A 1,976-nucleotide genomic window follows, 5' to 3' on the forward strand; every position below is an offset into this window, starting at 1 on the left:
TGTTCCATTTTAGATATTTGTTTAAGATAAGATATAGCTCATTGAGATGTGTCATAGTATTCGTCGTTAGAAAACAATTATTGTGACATTATTTCAATGAGTTATCTATTTTTGTCGTGTACAGAGATTTAATTTATAAGAATCTTTTATCGAATATCGATGATCCAAATATTCAGATTCTGATTTCTTAGTTTAAATTATCGAAAGCTCGTATAAGAATTCAGCCACAATTTTGGCTAATAATTCATGTTCTTCTTGTGATTCAACAATATCGACCATCAAATCATCTAAACCTGTTTGTTCCTGAATGGTAACACCTTGAATTTCTAGATAAGTCAGCATTACAGCTAAACCAGTTCTTTTATTACCATCAACAAAAGTATGACCTTTTGAGATAGCAATACCAAACCATGCTGCGATCTCAAAAATGTCGCTTACATTGCTGTAATACATCTGCTGATCTATACGGCTTAATACGCTTTCTAGCTTTTCAATATGACAGCCTGTTCGCCCCACGCCAGTTTGTAATAGGATCTCATCATGTACAGCGATCACGAATGTTGAGCTAATCAAACTCATTTATAAGCAAGCTCTTGAAGTTCTGCTTTATGCTGCTTAATAACTCGTTTAGCACTGTGCATCACAACACGTTTTGTTGCTTCATCATTGCTAAATTGAATTGGTAATACTTGACCTGAAACCTTTTGGCGATTTGAAACTTGATCAAGGCTATAGTCTTTTAAGCGTTTTCTCATATTCATAGCTCCATTAATAGAGATGTCTATTTTAGCTCAAATTTTACAATTAGGTGCGATAGTGAGGATCTTTTCTAGGAATAGCTGACTCAGAGTCTATATCAAAGAAATCATAAATCTTAGATGCGGTTCGGGAAGTAAATAATGTCTTATCCATATAGACAATTACTTTATCTTTGTTCATATCGTAAATTACCCGACCTCGTGGAATCTGCTCATATTCATAAGCTTTAAGCTCTGGATATTCACTTTGTACATTTTTCCAATACTCGATATGCGTGTAAGGACTATCAATTAAGCCAATTGAATCAGCATCACCTAAATTAAACACATGAGCTATACCGATGACTTTATTATTCCAATGCCAGAAAATTCCAATTTTCACTATTTTTTCCTTTAATTTTAAGATTTTCTAAAATTAGCATAATACACCTTATACGAAGTCAAAAATGGGAGCTTATAGCTCCCATTTTGAATGGGTTCTAACATTTTGACTTTGCATAGCACCTATTATATTAATTTTAGGAATACTTAAGTTTAGTTAAGAACAATAGTCTTGTTTAAATCTTGAATAAGGAACATTTCTACGTTGTGTTAGATCTTTCCCTTTTAAATCATTGGCTAATTTATCTGATAATTCTTCACTAGATTTTATTTTGTTTGGAACCCATGAATAAGCATGTCTAGGTAAAATTTCAAAAAGATTAGTCATACCAGGTACATAAGAATACTTAAATTGAGTATAAACTTGATCATAGAATCCCTTACAGATTCTATCATTTTCTTTTGAAACTAAATTTCTATTCATAGATGTTGAGAAGTCATATAAGCTCCCATTTTTGAATTCATAATCATATTTTTTCCCAGTTTTAGGACTTTGGCTTGATGTTATTTTTATACCTGAATTAAGCTCTGAAATAGTAATATCTAATGACTCTTTGAATTCAATAGTTTCAGATTTAATTAATTTTGCTAGATCGTTAAACTCATATATAAAATAATGGCTTTCTGGGCTACTCATACCAAACCATGCGCCACATGTACTTGTTACAACATAAGTATTCTGCTGTTGCTTATATATCTTTTCTAAGATTTGAACCGTACCGGGTTTGTCGGAGACTTTTTTATTTAAGTTAGGCCACCTGACCTAACGGATTAATCTTATCATAGTACATTGCTTCAAACTCAAAAGGCGATACATAACCCAGTGCACCGTGTACA

General features: G+C 32.2%; 4 protein-coding genes. All 4 read right to left on the reverse strand.

Features of this window, described 5'->3' with window-relative positions:
* Positions 1 to 192: 192 nt before the first annotated feature.
* The 4 genes from FTV09_RS17545 to FTV09_RS17560 all read right to left on the reverse strand — a co-directional run bounded on the left by FTV09_RS17545 (position 193) and on the right by FTV09_RS17560 (position 1,776).
* Positions 193 to 579 carry a type II toxin-antitoxin system death-on-curing family toxin gene (locus FTV09_RS17545; RefSeq protein WP_180058994.1) on the reverse strand — a complete coding sequence of 129 codons (387 nt, stop codon included), beginning with the start codon at positions 577 to 579 and terminating at the stop codon, positions 193 to 195.
* Positions 576 to 755 carry a hypothetical protein gene (locus FTV09_RS17550; protein WP_016658770.1) on the reverse strand — a complete coding sequence of 60 codons (180 nt, stop codon included), beginning with the start codon at positions 753 to 755 and terminating at the stop codon, positions 576 to 578. The genes FTV09_RS17545 and FTV09_RS17550 overlap by 4 nt, the downstream gene beginning before the upstream one ends.
* A gap of 49 nt (positions 756 to 804) precedes the next feature.
* On the reverse strand, positions 805 to 1,140 hold the full coding sequence (locus FTV09_RS17555) for a hypothetical protein (RefSeq protein WP_180058995.1): 336 nt from the start codon (positions 1,138 to 1,140) through the stop codon (positions 805 to 807).
* Between the two features lie 156 nt (positions 1,141 to 1,296).
* Positions 1,297 to 1,776: a hypothetical protein gene (locus tag FTV09_RS17560; protein ID WP_180058996.1), complete on the reverse strand. Its 480-nt coding sequence runs from the start codon at positions 1,774 to 1,776 to the stop codon at positions 1,297 to 1,299.
* Between the last annotated feature and the right edge of the window lie 200 nt (positions 1,777 to 1,976).

Source organism: Acinetobacter sp. YH12227 (genome assembly GCF_013417785.1).
Taxonomy (GTDB): Bacteria; Pseudomonadota; Gammaproteobacteria; order Pseudomonadales; family Moraxellaceae; genus Acinetobacter; species Acinetobacter gandensis.

Bases quoted from the DNA above. Each gene is read 5' to 3' on its own strand.
- FTV09_RS17560 (WP_180058996.1), bottom strand. From the start codon at position 1,776: ATGAGTAGCCCAGAAAGCCATTATTTTATATATGAGTTTAACGATCTA.
- FTV09_RS17545 (WP_180058994.1), bottom strand. From the start codon at position 579: ATGAGTTTGATTAGCTCAACATTCGTGATCGCTGTACATGATGAGATC.
- FTV09_RS17550 (WP_016658770.1), bottom strand. From the start codon at position 755: ATGAGAAAACGCTTAAAAGACTATAGCCTTGATCAAGTTTCAAATCGC.